14 protein-coding genes and 1 riboswitch are annotated in these 16,326 nt (G+C 50.2%); of the genes, 7 read left to right on the plus strand and 7 right to left on the minus strand.

Annotation, left to right across the window (positions count from 1 at the left end; all coding sequences use genetic code 11):
- Window positions 1-67: 67 nt before the first annotated feature.
- From CHB92_RS00590 to CHB92_RS00610, 5 genes are all read right to left on the minus strand, one after another.
- On the minus strand, window positions 68-475 hold the full coding sequence (locus CHB92_RS00590) for an ATP-binding protein (RefSeq protein WP_089317219.1): 408 nt from the start codon (window positions 473-475) through the stop codon (window positions 68-70).
- On the minus strand, window positions 468-806 hold the full coding sequence (locus tag CHB92_RS00595; RefSeq protein WP_089317476.1) for an STAS domain-containing protein: 339 nt from the start codon (window positions 804-806) through the stop codon (window positions 468-470). Before CHB92_RS00595 ends, CHB92_RS00590 begins: the two co-directional genes overlap by 8 nt.
- A gap of 20 nt (window positions 807-826) precedes the next feature.
- Complete coding sequence (locus CHB92_RS00600) at window positions 827-2,890, minus strand: GAF domain-containing SpoIIE family protein phosphatase (RefSeq protein ID WP_089317220.1); 2,064 nt, start codon at window positions 2,888-2,890, stop codon at window positions 827-829.
- A 358-nt stretch (window positions 2,891-3,248) separates the two neighbouring features.
- Window positions 3,249-4,718: an IMP dehydrogenase gene (gene guaB / locus CHB92_RS00605; RefSeq protein ID WP_089317221.1), complete on the minus strand. Its 1,470-nt coding sequence runs from the start codon at window positions 4,716-4,718 to the stop codon at window positions 3,249-3,251.
- Window positions 4,719-4,870: 152 nt separating this feature from the next.
- Window positions 4,871-5,191 carry a rhodanese-like domain-containing protein gene (locus CHB92_RS00610; RefSeq protein WP_245842231.1) on the minus strand — a complete coding sequence of 107 codons (321 nt, stop codon included), beginning with the start codon at window positions 5,189-5,191 and terminating at the stop codon, window positions 4,871-4,873.
- Between the two features lie 132 nt (window positions 5,192-5,323).
- Here CHB92_RS00610 and pnuC point away from each other — a divergent pair, with 132 nt between their 5' ends.
- The 5 genes from pnuC to CHB92_RS00630 all read left to right on the plus strand — a co-directional run bounded on the left by pnuC (window position 5,324) and on the right by CHB92_RS00630 (window position 11,180).
- Window positions 5,324-5,950 carry a nicotinamide riboside transporter PnuC gene (gene pnuC / locus CHB92_RS00615; protein WP_089317222.1) on the plus strand — a complete coding sequence of 209 codons (627 nt, stop codon included), beginning with the start codon at window positions 5,324-5,326 and terminating at the stop codon, window positions 5,948-5,950.
- 128 nt (window positions 5,951-6,078) lie between these two features.
- On the plus strand, window positions 6,079-6,255 hold the full coding sequence (locus CHB92_RS25660; RefSeq protein ID WP_179222909.1) for a hypothetical protein: 177 nt from the start codon (window positions 6,079-6,081) through the stop codon (window positions 6,253-6,255).
- A 1,505-nt stretch (window positions 6,256-7,760) separates the two neighbouring features.
- Complete coding sequence (locus tag CHB92_RS00620; RefSeq protein WP_219899070.1) at window positions 7,761-9,353, plus strand: PKD-like domain-containing protein; 1,593 nt, start codon at window positions 7,761-7,763, stop codon at window positions 9,351-9,353.
- A gap of 416 nt (window positions 9,354-9,769) precedes the next feature.
- Complete coding sequence (locus tag CHB92_RS00625) at window positions 9,770-10,300, plus strand: AAA family ATPase (protein ID WP_089317223.1); 531 nt, start codon at window positions 9,770-9,772, stop codon at window positions 10,298-10,300.
- Between the two features lie 4 nt (window positions 10,301-10,304).
- Entirely contained in the window at window positions 10,305-11,180 is an 876-nt protein-coding gene (locus CHB92_RS00630; protein WP_089317224.1) for an aldose 1-epimerase family protein, read from the plus strand.
- 80 nt (window positions 11,181-11,260) lie between these two features.
- Here the strand turns inward: CHB92_RS00630 and CHB92_RS00635 are convergent, their stop codons facing one another.
- Window positions 11,261-11,509 carry a hypothetical protein gene (locus CHB92_RS00635; RefSeq protein ID WP_089317225.1) on the minus strand — a complete coding sequence of 83 codons (249 nt, stop codon included), beginning with the start codon at window positions 11,507-11,509 and terminating at the stop codon, window positions 11,261-11,263.
- A gap of 224 nt (window positions 11,510-11,733) precedes the next feature.
- A riboswitch (TPP riboswitch) is annotated at window positions 11,734-11,830 on the plus strand.
- A 62-nt stretch (window positions 11,831-11,892) separates the two neighbouring features.
- On the opposite strand from CHB92_RS00635, the gene CHB92_RS00640 reads away from it, so the two are divergent.
- Both CHB92_RS00640 and CHB92_RS00645 read left to right on the plus strand, forming a co-directional pair.
- Entirely contained in the window at window positions 11,893-14,364 is a 2,472-nt protein-coding gene (locus CHB92_RS00640) for a TonB-dependent receptor (RefSeq protein WP_089317479.1), read from the plus strand.
- A gap of 140 nt (window positions 14,365-14,504) precedes the next feature.
- Window positions 14,505-15,683, plus strand: coding sequence for an acyl-CoA dehydrogenase family protein (locus tag CHB92_RS00645; protein ID WP_089317226.1), 1,179 nt, complete (start codon window positions 14,505-14,507; stop codon window positions 15,681-15,683).
- A 66-nt stretch (window positions 15,684-15,749) separates the two neighbouring features.
- Here the strand turns inward: CHB92_RS00645 and CHB92_RS00650 are convergent, their stop codons facing one another.
- Window positions 15,750-16,259 (minus strand): phospholipase D-like domain-containing protein, encoded by a 510-nt coding sequence (locus tag CHB92_RS00650; RefSeq protein WP_089317227.1) that lies wholly within the window; start codon window positions 16,257-16,259, stop codon window positions 15,750-15,752.
- Window positions 16,260-16,326 lie beyond the last annotated feature (67 nt).

Raw genomic sequence — 16,326 nt, forward strand, 5'->3', positions numbered from 1 at the left:
ATCCCACTGCAAAAGGTTTCGTTTATGTTAACGGCGCAGGCGCTCAGAAAGTGTGTGAGGGGTTTGGTTAGATTTTCTTGTAGAGGATGCAGGTGTTCTGGGGACCCTCGGTCTTGAACTCCACTTTATCCATGATGCGGTTCACGAGGGCGATGCCCACGCCCCCTTTCTTGCCAAGACGTATGTTTTCCTGAATGTTGGGCTCCTTGTACGCCGCACGCTGGAAGGCAATGCCTTCGTCCGAGATCTCGAACTTGATCATGCCCGGCTGCTTGTAAATGGCGAGGAGAATGTACTTGTCGGGGTCCTCGTGGTTAGCGTGGATGATAAGGTTGGCGCAGATCTCATCCACCGCCAGCACGATCTGGTTCATGAGAATGTCCGTTAAGGCAAGGGCATGCAGGTACTCCGTGACAAAGTCCCGTATCAGCTTCAGGTTTTTTTTAGTACAATTTACCCGAATGGAATTATTCATTTGCAATCGTCCTTGCTTCCTCGTAGTCCGACACGATGGTCATCAGCAGGTCTAGTCCCAGGATCTCAAATACGTTGCGCACTTTCTCCTGCATGTTGTAGAAGATAAGCTTGATTTGAGCATCCTCGAAGCGCTGCAGGTGCGAAATGAACACCCCAAGGCCCGCGGAAGATATATAGTGCAGGTTCTGACAGTCCACCAGGATCTTGCTGTACTTCATAATTTCCGGGGCCGACAACTCTTCGTCCAGAAGCACAGAAGAGCTGGCGTCTAGTTCCCCGTCCAAAGTCATGATGACGGTGTTATCTTTTATTTCTTGTGTAATTTTCATCGGCATACTTTACGGTTTAATCAAACCTTAGGTTGAGTAGGCTTAAACTTTATTACAAGCAGTGTTTGGTCGTCGTAGAGGTTGTTGGGCCCTGTAAAATCCACTAGGTCGTTGATGATGGCCCACTTAATGTCTTCAGCCTCCAGGTGGTAGGTTTGCTGCAGCATGTATAGCAGGCGGTTTTCCCCGTATTCTTCGTTTGCCTCGTTCCGCGCTTCCACAATCCCGTCCGTGTAAATCACCATCACATCCCCGGGATTGTAATCATAGTACATCTCCCGCACATGGTTAGAGTAAGACTTATCCCGGATGATGCCCAGCCCCAGGCCTTCGGTTTGGAAGTAGAACACGTCATCCATCATCGCATTGTAATACAGCGTGTGGCAGTGTCCGGCTCTCGCAAACATAAAGCCTTTCATCCGGTAATCAATTATATATAGCGCAGAAGTTATAAAAGAAGTTTTCTCTAAGCAGCGGCTCAGGGCGCTGTTGGCCTGCTTCATAAACTCACTCGGTGGCATGTCCTGCTGCATCAGCCCATGAAAAATGCCTTTCATCTGCGCCATATGGAAGGCGGCTGAGATACCTTTGCCCGACACGTCGCCTATGATGATTGCGATACGGGACTCACTCAGTTGCAGGAAGTCGTAAAAATCTCCTCCCACTTCTTTCGCAGCCACAGCATGCGTACTGATCTCGAACCAACTGTCCGTCGGGAAGTTCTTTGGAATCAGGCTTTCCTGTACCTGTGAGGCGATCTTCAACTCTTCCTTGTAACGCTCGTTCTGTAGCGATTCATTTATCAGCCGCAGGTTTTCGATGGTCAGCATTGTCTGACTCGTGAAAGTGCGGAGCACGTTTACCGTCTCCCGGTCAAAGCCCTGCTCGATGTCTTTCAGCAGGTACAGCACGCCCGAGAGGTGCTTCTTGGTTTTAATGGGCAGGATGATCAGCGACTTCCATGGCAGCATCAGGTCCCGGAAGCCCGGGTTGCGGTCCAGGTTATTGTTGATATAATCTATGTTGTGAATGTTGTAAGCCAGCAGCAGGTGCCTGATCCGCTTGATCTGGTCTTCGTTCACGTTGAGCAAGTGCGAAACGACCGGCTCACTGTTCCGGATATGCTCGTACCAGGCAGCACTGGCGTCAGAGGCTTTGATGGTGCTGTCGAAGAGCATGTCGTACACCTGGGCTTCGCTTTGCCCCTGCTGGATAGACTGGCTCAGGCGCTGGAAGTTCAGCAGGTCTGCACTCTTTTGTTCGAACACGCTGGAGGTAGGCAAGCTGAACAGGGACACCAGAAAGGCCGAGAGGGAATAAAGCCCGACAAACAGCATGGCCAGTAGCAGCGTGCCCACATCGGTATAGTCTACCACCAGTTCCGGGCTGTTGGCCGAGTTATAGAAATAGCGCAGAAAAACATAGCAGCTGACCAGGATGGCCCCCAGCAGCAGCAAAGAGCGACTCTTGTTATTAAAGGTGAGGTAGGCAACCCACTTCAGGTTGGTACACAGAAACAGGGTGTAAAAGCACATCAGCGCCAGCAGCGGCAGAAAGATGTAGTTGGTGTAGTCGAAGTTGAATAGCGTTAGCAGGAAGGTAGCGGCTAATAGTAACTCGAACCAGTCCCAGGCGATCTGCAGGAACTTGTTCTTGTGATACAGCAGCAGTTGCCGCCAGGTATAAAAAGCCCTTGCCAGGAAAATCACCAGCAAGCCGAAGTTGATCTGGTAGACCAGGTGCAGCAGCAAGGGCGACTGCAGCTGGTTGTATTCTGTTACCATCTTGTAACCCAGGTGCAGGGGTAGGGCCACATAGGCGGCAACGGCTCCCCGTGAGAACAGATTCATGAGATAGCCCATAAAGTCCATTCCTTTCAGGGTTTCTGTGTTGAGGCGCTGAAACAGGAAAACAGAAACGACAAAAACGATGACCAGCAGGTTGGTAATAAACGGAAACGCACCAATAATGGCTTTTTGCTGTCGAAGGCTCTCCGCAGCTAACAGCACGTTTGCCAATAGCAGCGACCAGCTAATGACAGCAACAGTGGCCAGTAAAGATTTGGCGTTCGTTTTGTACAACATAAAACGGGAATCCGTCTTGGTTTTCTTTTGCTGCGTCAGAGTTACGATTGTTATTGCTTTATTTTGGTAAAGAAAGGTAAGAAAAAAACAGTACAACTACAGGAGCAGGGCAGGGCCCGCCAAATCACGTAGCATAACGTAATATATAAGAACTAAGTTAACTTTCAAACAGGGCTGGCTTATCTGTAAAAGTATTGCCAGGTATGCGGTTGCACTCGCTTGTGTGTGACTATCAATGGTTTGCAAGGTAAAAACAATAAAGCAGCGAGACCGAAGGGAGGTCTCGCTGCTTTATTGTTTTTACCTTAAACTTCTGTCCGGTGGTTATAAAGCCCATGGGAGCCGCAGCGTTTTTAGGCTAGCGGCTGTAGTTCGGGGCCTCGCGCATGATCTGTACGTCGTGCGGATGGCTCTCGCGGAGGCCTGCCCCTGTTATCTTCACCATCTTAGCACCTTGCAGTTTCTCGATGCTTGCTGTGCCACAGTAGCCCATGCCTGCACGGATACCGCCAGCCAACTGATAAATCACTTCACCCACAAAGCCTTTGTAAGGCACACGCCCTACAATGCCTTCCGGCACCAGTTTTTTTGCGTCTTTTTCATCTGCCTGGAAGTAACGGTCTTTAGAGCCTTCCTCCATGGCCTCCACCGAGCCCATGCCACGGTAGGTCTTAAACTTACGTCCTTCGTAAATAATCATTTCGCCCGGGGCTTCCTCTGTGCCCGCTAGCAGAGAACCGATCATCACGGTGCTGGCACCTCCGGCCAAGGCCTTCACAATATCGCCGGAGAACTTGATGCCCCCATCCGCGATAACCGGTACGCCTGTACCCTCCAGGCCTCTCACGGCTTCCATCACTGCCGATAGCTGTGGCACACCTATACCGGCAATTACGCGGGTTGTACAGATACTGCCCGGGCCTACACCTACCTTCACGGCATCTGCGCCGGCATCGGCCAAAGCTTTTGCGCCTTCGGCAGTGGCAATGTTCCCTGCAATCAGGTCTACATCAGGGAACTGTTCTTTTATCTTTTTAACAGCCTCCAGTACGCCTTTGGAGTGTCCGTGGGCGGTGTCTACACTGATTACGTCTACCCCGGCCTCCACCAGCGCCTTTACGCGGTCGAGCACGTCAGGCGTTACGCCAACAGCAGCGCCCACACGCAGGCGGCCAAACTCGTCTTTGCAGGCAAAGGGTCTGTCTTTTCTTTTCAGGATGTCCTTGTAAGTAATCAAGCCTGCGAGTTTGCCGTCCTCATCCACCACAGGCAGCTTTTCGATCTTGTACTGCTGCAGAATGTCTTCCGCTTTCGACATGTCGGTGCCTTTGGCTGCCGTAATCAGGTTCTGCGTTGTCATCACAGAAGACACGCTTTGCGTCAGGTCCTTCTCAAAGCGCAGGTCGCGGTTGGTGATGATGCCGGTTAGCTTGCCCGCGTCGTTCACGATCGGGATGCCCCCGATCTTGTTGTCGGTCATGATCTGCACGGCGTCGCCCAGGGTTGCCTTCTCGTTCAGCGTGATCGGGTCCAGGATCATGCCGCTCTCAGAGCGCTTCACTTTGCGAACCTGCTGCGCCTGCTTCTTGATCGACATGTTTTTATGAATAATACCAATACCGCCTTCTTGCGCCATTGCAATAGCCAGATCAGCTTCTGTAACGGTGTCCATGGCAGCCGAAACAAGCGGAATGTTGATGCGGATATTGCGGGTTAATTGTGAAGAAGTATCAGTTTGGTGGGGGAGTACCTCGGAGTAAGCCGGGAGCAGAAGCACGTCGTCGTAGGTAAGTGCCTCGAATAAAATCTTAGACTGATCAGAGCGCATGGCAAATAATTTAGGGGTTGTTATTTGCCGCGTAAAACTACGGAAATTAGTTTAGATTACAGCGCAAGCACTGCATGAATTTTTTGGAGTCTAATCTGCAGGCTGCCGAATCCGCTTTCTTGAAGGGCTTTCGGGACTACCTGCTTCTGGAATCAATAAGTTGGCATCGTAGGGTCTACCTCCGTTGCCCAGGCGTGGATGCCGCCTTTCAGGTTGAGCAGGTTGTCATAACCGAGGCGCTGGGTCAGGTAGTTGATCGCCTGCGCGCTCCGGAAGCCATGGTGGCAGACAACGACTACGGGGACATCGCGCCGGATGCGACTGGCTTGTTTGGTGAGTTCGCCCAGGGGGATCAGCTCTCCGCCTAGATTGCAAATTTCGAACTCCACTGGCTCCCGCACGTCCACTAGCTGCATGGTAGAGCCACTAGCCAGCCGGCCTTTCAATTCCTGGGCGGTAATTTCGTCCATCATAATACATTTTCCTCCTTCTCTCTTCTTTGCATAAAGCATTTGTAGCGTGCCTCAGGGAGCTTTGTTGCTTCACAAACCAAATTTAAGGAACGATTCTTACAGATTCGGTGCTTTCTGTTTTAATTTGTGGCTATGGATGTGACACAGAGTATAGTGGAGGCCTGGCAGGCCATGAGCCTGATTGAACTAATCGGGGTGCTGACAGGTGTTGCCGGTGTATGGCTGGCAGCCCGGCAGAATGTCTGGACCTGGCCCATGAGCCTGGTCAGCGTGGCCATGTACGTGCTGGTCTTTTACGATGCCCGCCTGTATGCCGACATGGGCCTGAACGCTTTTTACTTTGTAACGAGCATGTACGGCTGGTACATCTGGCTGTACGGCGGTAAGAACAACACCGAGCGAAAGGTAAGCCACGTGCGTAAGAAGGAAATGCTCACGCTGCTCGGCTTAGGGGCTGTCTTTACCCTTGGCCTGGGTTACTTTCTGGATAATTACACCGATGCCGATCTTTCCTATACCGATTCCGCCACCACAGCTATCAGCCTGATCGGGTATTGGATGATGGCGAAAAAACAGTTGGAGAACTGGGTTGTCTGGCTGGTGGTGGACGTGCTGTATGTGGGCGTTTATGCGTATAAAGAGCTGTACCTGACCAGTTTCCTGTACTTCGTGTTCCTGATCCTGTGTGTGGTCGGATACCTGGATTGGAAAAAGGCTCTGCAAGAGCGGGAACGGAATGGTGAGCTTGTTGGCGTATAATTCTAAAGAAACATCTTATAGTTAAAGTCGCATCTGGTACGTGTTGCGTACACTCTACTAAGAGTTCCCTTTATTGCTGCGCCTTCAGTATTGGGCGTTGATTGTTTAACCACCAAACCGGCAGCATTATGAGATCACGTAAACTAGCATTACCAGAAGAGTTAAAGTTTGAGAACCGCCTGAAGTGGGGATATGAGTCACCTGATGAGAGCCCAAAGCGCGTGCTCCTGAGGCAACACGGCGAAAAGCGTCCCAAACTTGTAGAAGTCTATAACTTCTATGACTACAGCTTCTCTGAGAATTGAAATTCGAACATGGATTAAACAAAGAGCGGAAGGTTATTGCAGCCTTCCGCTCTTTGTTTATATGTGCCTTTAAAATCATATTTTTCCTTTACCCTTCCTTTTGCTCCTTTCACCCTTTCTAGTTAACACTTTACAATTTATTATAATAATATTTATATAAAAGATTGTAAATATGGTATACTGCATCAGCTTAACGGCCTGAGTAAGATTTGCAGGGGCAATTCCTACTGGTGCTCCCTCCGTTCCTTTTATGCCTTTTTAAAAGTCTGTTGTACTAAATGTGAAAACACATTGTGTGATGATATACATATTAAAATTAGAGCGCTATAGGCAGGAGAGGGATTCTGCAGAGGGCTATTTTTAGCAAGTTAGTGTTTGTAAAGTAATTGCATCTTATGTAAAGAAATACTACTCCCTACTCGGGTACCGTGATCTGCGGGCTGAGCATCATCAAAATAGACAAACTAAAAATAAGAGTGGCTTTGCTTGCCTGTCCTTGAGCTCCTCTATGTAGCAGCTGACACAATCCGTATGTTCAAAATTACGGAAAGGCCCTGCTTTGCTTGTAGTTTTCTGTTTTGGCAGCCAATTATTATAAAGCTAAAATTTATCATGGCTAAACATAACCAAATGCACCTTTAAAAAGATCAGCCTTGCTCTTTGAGGCCTTTTATAACATGCCTATTCAAGGATACGGAGGGGTCAGGACCAGGTGGTCCTGTGGCTGCTTGTTCTTGTTTTGTGTCTTAATGCCCCAATGTTTTTGAGCCATTAGGCTGCCTTTCCTGAAATACAACTAAAACCAACACTATAAAACGATTATGGAAATTTTACAGAACCCAAGAGGCAGAGAGGGGCACCCGCTGTCAAAAAAGCTAAGGCAAGTCGCTTTAATTGTATGTGTTTTTATGGTAGGAACGTTTGTTTACCTGCCAGCTTATGCACAGAACTGTACCTCAAACGATGTGCAGATACTTAGGGCTTATTTAGTTGATGCAACTACTGGCGCTCCCTTAGATCAACAGCTCCCATGTACATACGGTACTAACATTGAAGTGAGGCTTGCCTTAGAACTGTCGACAAACACACCTCGGAAAGGAGTGAGTATTAGTGGCAGTATTGTTAAGGATGATGCCTCTGGAGCACTTGTTGCTAATTTAGGAGAGTGCTTCGGTGCCACCCTTTCAGCTGGTACCGTTGTAAACTTTTCTAAAAAGTTTGCCTGGGCATGTGGAACGGCGATTAAGATGGTTAACACGTCCATCTCCTGGGGAACGGGGAACTCTCAGTATTGCCAGGGTACAGATGCACAGGCCCCAAGTACGCCCTCCAAGTGTTGGAAGCAGCAAGACAATAACTACATTCCCATTGTAACTTATCCTTGTGCAACAGCAAGTCTTTCATCTTTTGAAGCAGGTGATGCAAAGTGTACTGGAGACAACGCAAGTTTTGCAACTGCTTTTACGGCGGCACCTAACACACATGTTACGTCTGTACAATGGCAGGTGAGTTCAGATAACGGTACTTCGTGGAGCAGTTTGCCTGCTTCGGCTACTTATACCGTTTCAACTACAAGCCTTCCGGTAAGTTCAGGGGCTACAACCCTGAACATCAACAACGTCACGGGTTTGAATGGGTATAAGTACCGTGTTCAGGTAGTCAGTACCTCTACAAGTGACTTGCAGTGTAGCATCATTAGCAGTGCTGCTACCTTAACTGTAAATCCAACTAAGCCGGCAAGCGTCAGCATTTCTTCCAATGCAACGAACAACACCATTTGTGCTGGCACCAGTGTTACTTTTACTGCTACGCCAACTAACGGGGGAAGTGCGCCGTCCTACCAGTGGAAACTGAATGGAAGCAACGTTGGATCTAACAGTGCTGCTTATACTAGTTCGACTCTGACAAGCGGGGATAAAGTGTCTGTCGTGATGACTTCCAACGCCTCACCTTGTCTTACTGGTTCGCCGGCTACATCTAACGAGGTCACCATGGTAGTCAATGCTAAGCCTGCCGGATCGAACAGTACAGCCGTAATTTGCAGCGGGCAAGAAACAGATATTCCCTTAAGTTCTTCTGTGGCGGGAGCCGCCTATACCTGGACGGCAACTTTGCTGGCTTCGCCGTCTGGAGGAGAAGTGACAGGGTTTAGTAGCTGTAACTCATCTTGCGGAGCCTCCATTAAGCAAAGGCTTATTAACAGCGGAACCACAGAAAGAGTAGTGCGTTATACGATAACACCTTTGGCGAACGACTGTGAGGGCAATCCTTTTACTGTAGACGTCACTGTAAAACCGCTAGCGGCAGCTCCTATCCTGCATGTCGAAAACGACTGCAACGGCACATCAACGGTAACAGCCAGGGATGCATCGGGTAACCTGATTGCTTCGGGTGAGTTGGCCTGGAGCGACAATGGAAACGGTAACCCACGAACAGTTAATTCTGCTGTGACCCTAACAGCAACGCGAACAATTAGCGGAGGGTGTACCAGTGCCGTTAGCAGTTCGGTAGTCACTGCACCAAAGGCAGCACCAGCGGCACCAACAGTATGTATCGTGCAACCTTCGCTTTGTGGCCCAGCAAAAGGTTCAGTTACCATCGTCAGTCCAACAGGCGAAGGTTTCCTGTACACCGTAAATAATGGCGCTACCTGGCAGAGCAGCCCTGTCTTTGCAGAGTTGGAAGCCGGTTCTGTAACTGGCATAAAAGTGAAGAACCCTGAAGGGTGTATTTCGGCAGCTGCAGACTGTAGTGTTAGCAGTTGTGAGAGCCCTGAGGTTCTGCCAACTACATCTGTTATAAGTTCCCTTCAAGTCAAAGAGCACCCGAAGGCCCAGGACCAGTTAACCGCCTACCCGGTTCCGTTCTCTGAAAGCACTACGCTTGAGTTTAAAGCAGAGCAGGATGGCAAGTACGAGATCAACCTTTATGACATGAAGGGGGCTTTGGTTCGACAACTGAAGGCCGGTACTGCTAAAGCAGGCGAAGTAACACGTATAGAGGTAAATGGCAGTAGTATGAGGGAGGGGATGTACCTGGCCCGGATGATGAGTGCCACCGGGGTAAAAACAGTTAAATTACTAAAGAAGGAGAGATAAGTTGCTGGGATAATTCGCATGACAATGATAAGGGGCATTTCTTCTGGTGCCCCTTATTATTAGCCTTCTGTTAAGTTATTGCTACCTTCACTTGTGTTTCTGGTTCATTCACGGGAGTTAATGGTATTTATACTATTCTGTGTTAGTTTAATTATAAAAATAAGAAAAAACGTTATATATTTACTCAGGCTTCAGACCAGCAGTTGCCCAACAGACAGACATAGAACAAGGCTAAATACCTTTCTATACGCTTGTGCACCCTCCGGAACTGGTTCGGTTTGAGGCTTCCCGTCAAAAGCACTCCTGAAGGAGTATCAAATCGTTGGATTCAGGTACATGAGGATACCTGAACCCAACGATTTTTGCTTTTAGGCCGTCTTTGCTCTTTTCTGACGCTTTTTCGCGACCTTTGCCGCATGCTGAAAGTCGCGATTACCGGGCCGGAATCTACGGGCAAATCTACGCTGTCGGTGCAGTTGGCCCGGCACTACCAGACTGTCTGGGTGCCGGAATATGCCCGCTCGTATGTCGGCAATTTAGATAAGCCCTATACATTAGCGGACATTAAGGCCATTGCGCGAGGGCAATTAGCCCTGGAGCAGGAGGCACAGCAAGGGGCAAAGAAACTTCTTTTCGCGGATACCGACATGTTGGTGCTCAAGATATGGAGCGAACACGCCTTTGGCCAGTGCCCAGCCTGGATACAGGAAAAACTAGCGCAGCAGGAGTACAACCTTTACCTGCTGATGGGCGTTGATTTGCCCTGGGAGCCGGACCCGCAGCGCGAGCACCCGCACCTGCGGCAATTCTTCTACGACTGGTATAAACGGGAGCTGGAGGCGCTGGGCGTACCCTTTGTGGAAGTGCAAGGCCAGCAACAAGACCGCTTTAACGTGGCCCGGCAGCATGTAGATGCGTTGCTCCAGCAACATGACCCCTTATCATAAAACTATGCTATATTTTTTAGAGAACGACCGGTATAAGGTTGGCATCGACAGCCAGGGTGCCGAACTGCAGCACTTTGTAAAAAAAGACGAGAACCTGGAGTTGATCTGGGTGGCAGACCCGAAGGTGTGGAGCGGCCATGCGCCAAACCTTTTCCCGATTGTAGGAGAGTTGCCCAATCAGCAGTATACCTATCACGGGAAAGCCTATCATCTTCCCCGGCATGGCTTTGCCCGGCGAAAGGAGTTTGAATTGGTAGAGGAACACCACGATAAGCTGGTGTTTGAGTTGGAGCATGACGAGAGCACCCTGGCGGTGTACCCTTTCCGCTTCAGGCTCCTGATTGCCTATAAACTTGTGGATAACCAATTAGCCGTTACCTACCTGGTACGCAATGAGGAAGAGGAGGCCATGTGGTTCTCCATTGGAGCCCATCCGGGCTTTAACGTGCCTTTGTATCAGAACGAGGACTATACCGACTATTACCTGGAGTTCGAGAAGGAAGAGACGCTCAGCCGCTATTTGCTGAATGAACAAGGCTTGCTAAACGGGGACACTGAGAGAGTTTTGCAGCAGGAACGGGTATTGCCGCTAAGCCACCAGTATTTCGAGAAAGACGCTATTGTGTTAAAGGAGTTAAACTCAAAGAAGGTTACGCTGGCCAGTAAGACCAACCCACGCCGTATTGAAGTAGCTTTTGAAGGCTTTCCTTACCTGGGCATCTGGGCCAAGCCGGGGCCTTCGCCGTATGTGTGCATCGAACCCTGGTGCGGCATTGCCAGTAAGGCAGGGGCGTCCGGCGAACTGCAGGAGAAGGAGGGGATCAATCAGCTCGGGCCCAAGCAGTCTTTTGAGCGTACCTTCATAATCACTGTTTTGTAATTTAAAGTGATAGCTGTTAAAAGCAGGAGCCCCGGCTGATTTAGTTCAGCCGGGGCTCCTGCTTTTAACAGCTATCACTATCAGTGTAGCGAGGGTTCCGGAAACTTAGGAACCTTTATCTTTCTAAAATCATACTTCGGCTCAAAGTCGTTTATAGGGCGGGAGATCCCTGGTGGGAGGTCTATATCTGGCAGGTCATCGCCAAGCGGTTCGCCTCCATCATCATCGTTATCCGTGGACGGAGGCCTATTAAATTTCTTCCTAGGGGCGAAGGCGTAGTATGCCAGTATGGTCAATAATGCTAACGTGTAAAGTATGCTGATCATCATCACAATTTCTTCTTTTACTATTAAACTTCAGTAGGCATATCTCCAGGATTTTATAAAAAAAGCAGGTGCAGGGAAATGTGCCTGTTTATGTTTTACAACGTACTTTTTGGGCATCTGGTTATTGCATTTTATGAAAAACAAAATGCTGTTAACTAGTATATAATATACGTTAACCAGTCACTTTCCGGCTATCATTTGATTTAACTAAAAACCCACGTACCTTTGCGGTAGTTTAGGGGTGCCTTACAACAACGGGCTGAGATCATACCCATTGAACCTGATCCGGGTAATGCCGGCGAAGGGAAAACGGAGGAAACTATAATTATCGGGATGCTAACCCCTGGCATGCCTGTATGTTTCACTTATTTCTTTTACAACTTACCATGCGTAAATTTTTATGGACAATGGCGGCCTTGCTGCTGCCGTTTCAACTGCTGGCGCAGTACACGCTAAGCGGGCGGGTCAGCAATGCTGTTACAGAAGACGGGCTGGCTGGCGCTACCGTAGCCCTGGAGCGGGTAGGCATCGGGGCAGCCTCAGGTCCTGCAGGGGCTTTTACCTTCCACAACCTGCCAACCGGTACTTACAAGCTAAAAGTAAGCTTTCTGGGTTTTGAGGAGCAAACAGTACCCGTAAATCTGAAAGAGGACCTGTTTCTGAACATCGCCCTGCGCCCCACGGCCATGCAGGCCAGCGAGGTAGTCGTGCAGGCGACCCGGGCAGACGAGAAAACGGGTACTACCTTCACTAACGTATCGCGCGAGGAAATTGAGGAGCGCAATTTCGGGCAGGACCTGCCGTACTTGCTGGAGCAGACACCCTCAGTGGTGGTGAACTCAGACGCCGGTGCCGGGGTAGGCTACACGGGCATCCGCATCCGCGGCTCCGATATTACCCGCATCAACGTAACCGTAAACGGTATTCCGGTAAACGACTCGGAGAGCCATGGCGTCTTTTTTGTGAATATGCCGGACTTTGCCTCCTCTGTGCAGGACATACAGGTGCAGCGTGGGGTAGGTACGTCTACCAACGGTGCCGGTGCCTTTGGGGCCAGTATCAACGTGCAGACAGAGCGTCTGCGCCGGGAGCCCTATGCTGAGACGGACAACAGCTACGGCTCTTTTAATACCTGGAAGAATAACGTGCGCTTTGGGACGGGGCTGATCAACGGCAAGTTTGCTTTTGATGGCCGCCTGTCCCGCATTAAGTCCGATGGCTACGTAGACCGGGGTTGGTCTGATCTGAAGTCGCTTTACTTCTCAGGCGGTTACTATGGCGATAAAACTACGCTCAAGTTCATTACTTTCTCCGGAAAAGAGCAAACCTACCAGGCCTGGTACGGCACGCCGGAAGCGCTGGTATATGGGAGTGCCGCAGACCTGCAGGCCTACATCGCCCGCAATTACATCGAGGGGCCGGACCGGGAGAACCTGCTTACTGCCGGCCGACGGTATAACTACTATACCTATGACAATGAAACGGACAACTACCAGCAGGACCACTACCAGTTGCATTTGTCGCATGACTTTTTGCCGGGGCTTAGCTTCTCTGGTGCCCTGCACTATACCTATGGGCGAGGTTACTATGAGCAGTTTAAGCCAGAGGATGACTTGGCGGATTACGGGTTGCCGAACGTGGAGATTGGCGGGGAGGTCATCGCTACTTCTGATATCATCCGCCGCCGATGGCTGGACAATGACTTTTATGGCGCCACCTATGCCTTGCAATACAATCAGAGCAGAAAACTTAATGCCACACTGGGCGGAGCCTGGAACAGGTACGAAGGACGCCATTTCGGGGAGCTTATTTGGGCCCGCTATGCTTTAACCTCTAACATTCGGGATACTTACTACGACAACGACGCCGAGAAGACGGACTTTAACGTCTTTGCCAAGGCCAGTTATAACCTGACGGACGCGCTAAGCGTGTTTGGAGACCTGCAGTTGCGTACAGTCACGTACGAGTTCCTGGGCTTCGACAATGATGGAGAGAACATCACACAAGACGCAGCTTACACTTTCTGGAATCCGAAGGCGGGTATAACGTATAGCCTGCAGCCAGAGCATCAGCTTTACGCTTCCTTTGCTGTTGGTAACCGCGAGCCAGTGCGCGACGATTTTACAGAGTCTACCCCAAGCAGCCGTCCAAAGCACGAGACGTTGCGCAACGTGGAGGCCGGCTACCGTGGTGTGTTTGGGCTGACAGAGCTGTTTGGCCAGAAGTTAACCGCGGATGTGGAGGCGAACTACTTCTACATGAACTATAAGAACCAGCTGGTCCTCACGGGGCAGATCAACGATGTGGGAGCTTATACGCGCACAAACATTGATAAGAGCTATCGGCAGGGAGTGGAGTTTGCCGGCGCCTTAACTTTAGGAAACAGCGCCAGCCTGCGCAGCAACGTTACCTACAGCCAGAACATGATCGAGAACTTCAGTGAGTTTGTGGATGATTACGGTACAGGAGACCAGGTGCGCCATGATTTTAATGAGACAGCCATCGCCTTCTCTCCGGAGTGGATATCGACCAGCCAGTTAGAGGTGAGGGTACTGCGTGGCTTAAAAGCTGCTTTTATTTATAAAACAGTCAGCAAGCAGTACCTCGACAATACCCAGAATGAGAACCGGATTATACCGGCTTATCAGGTAGGCGACCTGCGCCTACGCTACAACATTGCCGTTAATAAAGCTTTGAAAGAGCTGGAATTCGGACTGTTGGTGAACAACGTGTTCAATGAGAAGTACGCCGCGAATGGCTACACTTTCAGTTACATTTATGGAGAGCCCGTGACAGAGAACTTCTACTACCCGCAGGCAACCCGCAACTACTTACTGTCTGTCGGCCTGAAGTTCTAGAGAAGATCAATAGTAGTTTTACTCAGTGGATGCACGAAAAGCCCTGCCAACCGGTAGGGCTTTTCGTTTTGTCCCCGTACAGGTTTTGCTGAAAATTCTATATTTGCGTATTACCCTATCACACACCTAAAGATAAAACTATGGCTTACGAACCTGCCGGAGCACCTGATTACTTTGATATAGATGAGCTGCTAACCGAAGAGCACAAGCTTATCCGCCAGACCATGCGTGATTTTGTGAAGCGCGAGATCTCTCCCTACATAGAACAGTGGGCACAGGAGGCGCGCTTCCCAACCGAAATCGTGAAGAAGTTTGGGGAGGTCGGAGCTTTTGGTCCCACCATTCCCGCAGAGTACGGTGGGGGAGGCCTCGACTACATCAGCTATGGGATTATCATGCAGGAGATTGAGCGGGGTGATTCTGGGATGCGTTCCACAGCTTCTGTGCAGGGATCCTTGGTTATGTATCCTATCTATAAGTATGGGTCAGAGGAGCAGCGCAGGAAGTACCTCCCCAAGTTGGCAAGTGGGGAATGGCTAGGCTGTTTCGGGCTGACGGAGCCTGATTTTGGCTCTAATCCGGGCGGCATGATGACCAACATCAAAGACATGGGAGACCATTACCTGCTGAATGGCGCCAAAATGTGGATTTCGAACTCGCCGGAGTGCCAGGTGGCGGTAGTGTGGGCAAAAAACGAGGAAGGGCGCATCAAAGGGCTGATCGTGGAGCGTGGTATGGAAGGCTTCACCACGCCGGAGATCCACAACAAGTGGAGCCTGCGTGCCAGTACCACCGGTGAGCTGGTGTTTGATAACGTGAAGGTGCCCAAAGAAAACCTCTTGCCAAACGCAGACGGCCTGAAGGGACCGCTTGGCTGCCTCGACTCTGCCCGCTACGGTATTTCCTGGGGAGCAATTGGGGCGGCTATCGACTGCTACGAGTCTGCCAGAAAGTACAGCCTGGAGCGTGTTCAGTTCGATAAGCCTATCGGTGCCTTCCAGCTTACTCAGAAGAAACTGGCGGAAATGCTGACTGAGATTACAAAAGCACAGTTGCTGGCCTGGCGCCTGGGTACCCTGATGAACGAAGGCAAAGCCTCTACGCAGCAGATCTCCATGGCCAAGCGTAACAACGTGGACATGGCCCTGCACATCGCCCGGGAGGCGCGCCAGATCCATGGCGGTATGGGCATCACCGGGGAATACCCCATCATGCGCCACATGATGAACCTGGAGTCGGTGATCACCTACGAAGGCACGCACGATATTCACCTGCTAATTACAGGTGCTGATATCACGGGTATACCGGCTTTCAAATAAGCGCTGTAGTTTATTTAACTATAAGAGAAGCAGTTCCTGTTAGCAGGGCTGCTTCTTTTTTTTCGGCTAGTCCTGGCCGGGCTCGCTAAGGGGAGTCTTATGCTTGCGGCGGAAAGCGTATCTGGTCATCTGTTTCCAGAGGCGGTCAAATTCCCGGCTGTAATCCTGCACAATCTGCCGGTTGTCGGTAATGAGCACGTTTTCGTGGTTGTACAAAGCTGCGCTGCGGGTCCAGTTATAACTGCCTGTCAGTACACGGGCCTCATCAAAAATCGCAAACTTATGGTGCATATGGCTGCGGGTTTTGTCTACCCGTATTTCCAGGCCTTTTGCAGCCAACTCTCTTATGTCTGAGCCTGTGTCGTGGAGCTTGTCGTTGTCTGTAATGATTTTGACGCTGATCCCGTTTCGGTGTGCCCGGACAATGGCATCGGAGATCCGATCGTCGCTGATGGTGAACACGCAAATCTTCATAGATTGTACTGCTTCCTCTATGCTGCTGACGATCGCATGCAGGCAATCGTCGCCCGGGCTAAAGAAGGCGCGGCTGGTAATTATAGGTTGGCTGGCTTGCATCGTATCAAGGGTGTGGCGAAAGGTACTATGGGAAAGCGTGTTTAGGGAGTAAATTTAGTTATTGCTA

The organism is Pontibacter ummariensis, assembly GCF_900188175.1.
In the GTDB taxonomy this organism is placed as follows: Bacteria; Bacteroidota; Bacteroidia; order Cytophagales; family Hymenobacteraceae; genus Pontibacter; species Pontibacter ummariensis.